We start from the raw sequence: 6608 nt of genomic DNA on the forward strand, positions 1-6608 counted from the left end.
GTACGGATCGGTGAGCGGGTCCGGATTCAGCCTTGCCGAATCACCAGTCTGCCACCCTGCCGCCGGGCGACGACTCTGCCGGGGAGGTTGATGGCCCCCTGACCGCGCCAGCCGGTGATCAGCCGGTCGACTTCCTCGACGTGGCGGGCGAACAGCGCACCGGCCGGGGCACCGGCGTCGATGGCGGCGCGGCGCAGGATCCGGCGGCGCACGGCGGGCGGGAGGGCGTAGAGCTTGGCGCACTCCAGGACGCCGGAGGCGTCGCGGACGCCGGCCTCGGCCTGACGGGCCCAGGCGTCGAGGGCGTCGGCGTCGTCCCGGGAGAGCTGAGCCGTACGGGCGAGGGCCTCGACGACTCCCTTGCCGAGGGCCTTCTCCAGGGCGGGCAGGCCCTCGTGGCGCAGCCGGGAGCGGGTGTAGGCGGGGTCGGCGTTGTGCGGGTCGTCCCAGACGGGGAGGGACTGGACCATGCAGGCCTTGCGGGCGGTCTGCCGGTCGACCTGGAGGAAGGGGCGCCGGTAACGGCCGCCGGCCCCCGAGACCGCGGCCATGCCCGACAGGGAGCGGATGCCGGAGCCGCGGGCGAGGCCCAGCAGGACGGTCTCGGCCTGGTCGTCGCGGGTGTGGCCGAGCAGGACGGCGGCGGCTCCGTGGCGGGCGGCGGCTGCGTCCAGGGCGGCGTAGCGGGCGTCGCGGGCCGCGGCTTCAGGCCCGCCTTCGCGGCCGACGGTCACGGCGGTGGCCTCGACGGGGTCCAGGCCCAGCTCGCGCAGGCGCAGGACGACCTCTTCGGCGCGCAGGTCGGAGCCGTTCTGCAGGCCGTGGTCGACGGTGACGCCGCCGGCGCGGACGCCGAGCCGGGGGGCCTCGAAGGCGAGGGCGGAGGCGAGTGCCATGGAGTCGGCGCCGCCGGAGCAGGCCACGAGCACGAGCGGCGACGGCGGGCGCTCGGGCATGCGCTCGGCGGCCGTCGCGGCGGGTACGCCGGCCGTGGTGTTCAGTTCGGTGAGGATGTCGTGGAGGACGCGGCGGACCGCCAGGCGTATCGCCGCGACCGCAGGATGAGGACCCATGTCCGGTGCCCTTCATGAAGTTGTCGGGGGGTGAGCCCGAGGTTCGGTCACGCAGAGTGTGTAGATGGTGACAGAAACGGGCCGTTCCCCGAGCATCGCACGCCTGTCGAGAGCCCACGGTCCCTCGGACGGGTGATTGGAGGGGCGTTCGACTGCCGTCGGCCGGATTCGTTCACACCCGATCCGCGCGGCTCACGACTCCGTCTTCCGGTGCACCCGCGCGATCCAGTCCGCCGGTTCGGAGATCTCCGACTTGGTGGGGAGGGTGTTGGGCGAGGTCCAGACGCGGTTGAAGCCGTCCATGCCGCACTCCTCGACGACGGCCCGCACGAAGCGTTCGCCGTCCCGGTACTGGCGGAGCTTGGCGTCCAGGCCGAGCAGCTTGCGCAGCGCCAGGTCGAGGCGGGAGGCGCCCTTGGCGCGGCGCTGCTGGAACTTCTCGCGGATCTCCCCGACGCTCGGCACGACCGCCGGGCCGACCCCGTCCATCACGAAGTCGGCATGGCCCTCCAGGAGCGACATCACGGCGGTGAGCCGCCCGAGCACCTCCCGCTGGGCGGGGGTCTGCACCAGTTCGACGAGCGAGCGCCCGCCGTCGTCCTCCTCGCCCTCGGGGCGACCGCCGGCGAGGGTCTGGGCCGCCTCGCGGATGCGCTCCAGCACGGTCATGGGGTCGACGTCGGTCTCCGCGAGGAACGACTGGATCTCGCCCTCCAGGTGGTCCCGCAACCAGGGCACCGCGGTGAACTGGGTGCGGTGCGTCTCCTCGTGCAAGCACACCCACAGGCGGAAGTCGTGCGGGTCGACGTCGAGTTCGCGCTCCACGTGCACGATGTTCGGCGCGACGAGGAGGAGCCGGCCGCCGCCGTTCGCGCCGGCGGGCAGTTCGCGGGTGGCCGGGGCGAAGGTCTCGTACTGACCGAGGACGCGGGAGGACAGGAACGACAGCAGCATGCCCAGCTCCACGCCGGTGACCTTGCCGCCGACGGCACCGAGGACCGCGTTGCCGGCGCTGCTGCCGCGCCGCTCCTCCAGCTTGTCCAGCAGGGGTTTGAGGATCTCCCGGAACCCGGCGACGTTCGCCCGGACCCAGCCCGGGCGGTCGACGACGAGGACGGGGGTGTCGTGTGCCTCGTCGGTGGCCAGGCGGGTGAAGCCCCGGACGTGTTCCTCCGACGCCTTGGCGTGGCGGCGGAGTTCCGCGACGACGGCCCTGGCCTCGTCGCGGCTCACTTCGGGACCCGGCCGTACGAGCCGGGTCGCGGTCGCCACCGCGAGGTTCCAGTCGACCATGCCGGAAGATGCGCCGATGCTCGTCATTCCTCAACGGTACGGGAGCGCTGCCGCTGGGGGCAGGCTGTGGCGGGCGGTGGGGTGGGGGGCCGGGCAGTGCCCGGCGTGGGTGGGCCGGGGTGTGCGGCGGGACGCCGCGCACGCCGCCGCTGCGGGACGGCGACCCACGGCCACGCGCTCAGGACGCCAGGGCCGTCGCCGCTCGGTCCAGGGCCGTCTGCGCCGCCCACGCGTCCGTCGTGCCGGAGGCCAGGAACGCGAAGCCCAGGAGGCGGCCGTCGTCGGTGACCAGCGTGCCGGCGAGGGTGTTGACGCCCGTCAGGGTGCCGGTCTTGGCACGTACGACACCGGCCGCGCCGTCCGTGTAGCGGCCGCTCAGCGTGCCGGTGAAGCCCGCCACGGGAAGACCGGTGAGGGCCGGGCGCAGCTCGGGACGGGCCGGGTCGGCGGCCTTGGCGAGCAGGGCGGTGAGGAGGTCGGCGGTGATCCGGTCGGTGCGGTCCAGGCCGCTGCCGTCGTGGAAACGGGCCCCGTCAACGGGCAGCCCCAGCTGCTTCAGCCGGGCCTCGATCGCCGCCGCCACGCCGTCGAAGTCGGCGGGCTCGCCCGTCGCCACGGCGGTGTGGCGGGCCAGGGCCTCGGCGATGTCGTTGTCGCTGTTGGTCAGCATCCGCTCGACCAGCGCCGACAGCGGGGGCGAGGAGACGGTGGCGAGGGTGTCCGAGCGGTCGGTGGCCTTGGAAGGGCCGGGGGACGACGCGGTGATGCCGTGCCGCTCCAGGAACCCGGCGAAGGTGCGGGCGGCGTCGGCGGCCGGGTCGGTCACGCGCGGGGCGGGGCCGCTGGTGGAGTCGTCCGTGCGGCCCTCGTCGGCCATCAGGGCGGTGACGCGGGCGAGGTTCTCGTTGACCCCGATCGGGTGCATTTCCGCACCGGCGTACAGCGTCGTGTCGTACGACAGCGTCACCTCGCGCACGTCCCGCTTCTTCAGTGCGGCGGCGGTCCGCTCGGCGAGGCTGCGCAGGCTCGCGAGGCCCCGGGCGTCCTCGCGAGCGGTGAGGGTGGGGTCGCCGCCGCCCACCAGGACGAGTTCGCCGGTGTCGGCCTCCAGGGCGGTGCGGGTGGTGAGGCGGTGGTCGGGGCCGAGGGCGCTGAGCGCGGCGACGGCAGTGGCGATCTTGGTGGTGGACGCGGGTGTCAGCACCGTGTCGGCGCCGAGGCCGTACAGGCGCTTGCCGGTGGCGAGGTCGACGACGGCCGCCCCGCGGGCGCTGCCGAGCGCCGGGCCCTCCAGGAGCGGTCCGAGGGCGTCGGCGAGGGCCGTCGTCCCCGGCGCCGCCTTGGCGCCGCCCGGGACCCCGCCGGAGGTGTCGCCGAGGCCGGTGAGGACGGACGGGGCGCTGGGCGCGGGCCGGGGCGAGCCGGACGTCGTACCGGAGCCGTCCGGTCCGCGGCCGTGATCTGCGCCACCCGTGCGCTCCAGGGCGACTGCCCGGTCCCGCTCGGCCGTACGCTGACCCGTGGAGTCCCAGGGGCCGGCGGCGGTCACCACACCGGCGGCCAGTGCCAGCCCGGCCGTGGCGGCACCGGCGGTGTACTGCCAGGTCTTCGGCCCCGCGATCCGGGTGAGCTGCGGCGCCGTGGCCCGTGCGAACCGTGCGACCCGCGGTTTCGCGGCCCGCGCGGCGCGCGCGAGACGCGGTCGGACGGCACCCGCGGCCCGCACCACATGCGGTCTCGCGGCCCGCCAAGGCCTCAGCTCTGGCACTACCACCAGCCCCTTTCGCGATCACACACCTGCGTGAGGGACACTTAATCACCAGAACTATGTGCTGATCATGGAGGAGCGTCCGGTGGAGTTCGACGTCACGATCGAGATCCCGAAGGGTTCGCGGAACAAGTACGAGGTGGACCACGAGACCGGTCGTATCCGCCTGGACCGCCGCCTGTTCACCTCGACCGCCTACCCGACCGACTACGGCTTCGTCGAGAACACCCTCGGCGAGGACGGCGACCCGCTGGACGCGCTGGTCATCCTGGACGAGCCGACCTTCCCGGGCTGCCTGATCCGCTGCCGCGCGATCGGCATGTTCCGGATGACGGACGAGGCCGGCGGCGACGACAAGCTGCTGTGCGTCCCGTCCACCGACCCGCGGGTGGAGCACCTGCGTGACATCCACCACGTCTCGGAGTTCGACCGCCTGGAGATCCAGCACTTCTTCGAGGTCTACAAGGACCTGGAGCCCGGCAAGTCCGTCGAGGGCGCCGACTGGGTGGGCCGCACCGACGCCGAGGCCGAGATCGAGCGGTCCTACAAGCGCTTCAAGGACCAGGGCGGCCACTGAGCACGCCTCCTTGAGCCACTTCCGTAACGGGCCGCACACGCACGCGTGCGGCCCGTTCACGTTTGGGTGCGCATACTGAGGGCTACAGGAGGGTGTGTCGCACGAGGGCCCAGGGAGCGTTTCGCAGGTGACGGAGGCGGAGGACCGCAAGCCGCAGTCGGACGAGGCGCGCAGTGCCTTCCGGCCGCCCAGCGGCGTCGGCACGCCGGTCGACGGCGAGTCGTCGACGACGTCCGAGTTCGAGATCCCGCAGGGTCTGGCGGTCCCTCGGAACACCGGCACGGAGTCCGAGACGACCTCCGAGTTCGCGGTGCCCGAGGGGCTGGACGCGCCGACGGGGGCGCCCGCGGAGACCGAGGGCTCGGCGTTCAGCATGCCGAGCACGTACCACGCGTGGTCGCCGGCCGCCTTCACCCCGGCGAGCGGCTTCCCGGCGGTGAACCTGACGGACGTGCCCTGGCAGGACCGGATGCGGGCCATGCTGCGCATGCCGGTGGCCGACCGGCCCGCGCCCGAGCCGTCGCAGAAGCACGACGACGAGACCGGCCCCGCCGTGCCGCGCGTGCTCGACCTGACGCTGCGCATCGGGGAGTTGCTGCTGGCGGGCGGCGAGGGCGCCGAGGACGTGGAGGCGGCGATGTTCGCCGTCTGCCGCTCCTACGGCCTGGACCGCTGCGAGCCGAACGTCACCTTCACCCTGCTGTCGATCTCCCACCAGCCGTCCCTGGTCGAGGACCCGGTGACGGCCTCGCGGACGGTGCGCCGCCGGGGCACCGACTACACCCGGCTCGCGGCCGTGTTCCATCTGGTGGACGACCTCAGCGACCCGGACACGCACATCTCCCTGGAGGAGGCGTACCGGCGCCTCGCGGAGATCCGCCGCAACCGGCATCCGTACCCCACCTGGGTGCTGACCGCGGCCAGCGGGCTGCTGGCGGGCGCGGCGTCGGTGCTGGTCGGCGGCGGTCTGACCGTGTTCGTCGCGGCGATGCTGGGCTCGATGCTCGGCGACCGGCTGGCCTGGCTCTGCGCCGGGCGCGGGCTGCCGGAGTTCTACCAGTTCGCGGTGGCCGCGATGCCCCCGGCCGCGATGGGGATCCTGCTCACGCTGATCCACGTCGACGTGAAGGCGTCGGCGGTCATCACCGGTGGCCTCTTCGCGCTGCTGCCCGGGCGGGCGCTGGTCGCCGGGGTGCAGGACGGCCTGACCGGCTTCTACATCACCGCCGCGGCGCGCCTGCTGGAGGTCATGTACTTCTTCGTCAGCATCGTCGCCGGGGTGCTGGTGGTGCTGTACTTCGGCGTCCAGCTGGGCGCCGAGCTCAATCCGGACGCCCAGCTGGGTACCGGCGACGAGCCGCTCGTGCAGATCGGCGCGTCGATGTTGCTGTCGCTGGCCTTCGCGATCCTGCTCCAGCAGGAACGATCCACCGTGCTGGCGGTGACCCTGAACGGAGGTGTCGCCTGGAGCGTGTACGGCGCCATGCACCTCGTCGGCGGCATCTCGCCGGTGGCCTCCACGGCCGCGGCGGCGGGGCTGGTGGGTCTGTTCGGGCAGCTGATGTCCCGGTACCGGTTCGCGTCGGCACTGCCGTACACGACCGCGGCGATCGGGCCGCTGCTGCCCGGTTCCGCGACGTACTTCGGGCTGCTGGCGATCGCGCAGAGCGGGGTCGACCGGGGGCTGGTGTACCTGTCCACGGCGGTGGCCCTCGCCATGGCCATCGCCATCGGGGTGAACCTCGGCGGTGAGATCTCCCGGCTGTTCCTGCGGGTGCCGGGGGCGGCGAGCGCGGCGGGTCGGCGGGCGGCCAAACGGACCCGGGGGTTCTAGTACTCCAGTTAGAAATCGTTGCCTGAGCTGGTTCTTCTTCGGTAGTGGCAGTGGCGGGCGGTC

General features: G+C 73.4%; 5 protein-coding genes. 2 read left to right on the plus strand and 3 right to left on the minus strand.

Annotation, left to right across the window (positions count from 1 at the left end; genetic code table 11):
• Positions 1-26: 26 nt before the first annotated feature.
• From tilS to dacB, 3 genes are all read right to left on the minus strand, one after another.
• Complete coding sequence (tilS, locus tag IE142_RS30930) at positions 27-1073, minus strand: tRNA lysidine(34) synthetase TilS (protein ID WP_043371868.1); 1047 nt, start codon at positions 1071-1073, stop codon at positions 27-29.
• Positions 1074-1265: 192 nt separating this feature from the next.
• Positions 1266-2393, minus strand: a complete 1128-nt coding sequence (locus IE142_RS30935) for a zinc-dependent metalloprotease (RefSeq protein ID WP_191888795.1) — start codon at positions 2391-2393, stop codon at positions 1266-1268.
• A gap of 151 nt (positions 2394-2544) precedes the next feature.
• Positions 2545-4140 (minus strand): D-alanyl-D-alanine carboxypeptidase/D-alanyl-D-alanine endopeptidase, encoded by a 1596-nt coding sequence (gene dacB, locus IE142_RS30940; protein ID WP_229831025.1) that lies wholly within the window; start codon positions 4138-4140, stop codon positions 2545-2547.
• 79 nt (positions 4141-4219) lie between these two features.
• On the opposite strand from dacB, the gene IE142_RS30945 reads away from it, so the two are divergent.
• Positions 4220-4711 carry an inorganic diphosphatase gene (locus IE142_RS30945; protein ID WP_007452023.1) on the plus strand — a complete coding sequence of 164 codons (492 nt, stop codon included), beginning with the start codon at positions 4220-4222 and terminating at the stop codon, positions 4709-4711.
• A gap of 127 nt (positions 4712-4838) precedes the next feature.
• On the plus strand, positions 4839-6545 hold the full coding sequence (locus IE142_RS30950; protein ID WP_191888796.1) for a threonine/serine exporter family protein: 1707 nt from the start codon (positions 4839-4841) through the stop codon (positions 6543-6545).
• Positions 6546-6608 lie beyond the last annotated feature (63 nt).

Origin of the sequence: Streptomyces mutabilis (genome assembly GCF_014649815.1) — a bacterium.
GTDB lineage: Bacteria > Actinomycetota > Actinomycetes > Streptomycetales > Streptomycetaceae > Streptomyces > Streptomyces mutabilis.

Excerpts from the sequence above, each read along its gene's own strand:
- tilS (WP_043371868.1), bottom strand. The coding sequence starts at position 1,073 with ATGGGTCCTCATCCTGCGGTCGCGGCGATACGCCTGGCGGTCCGCCGC.
- IE142_RS30935 (WP_191888795.1), bottom strand. The coding sequence starts at position 2,393 with ATGACGAGCATCGGCGCATCTTCCGGCATGGTCGACTGGAACCTCGCG.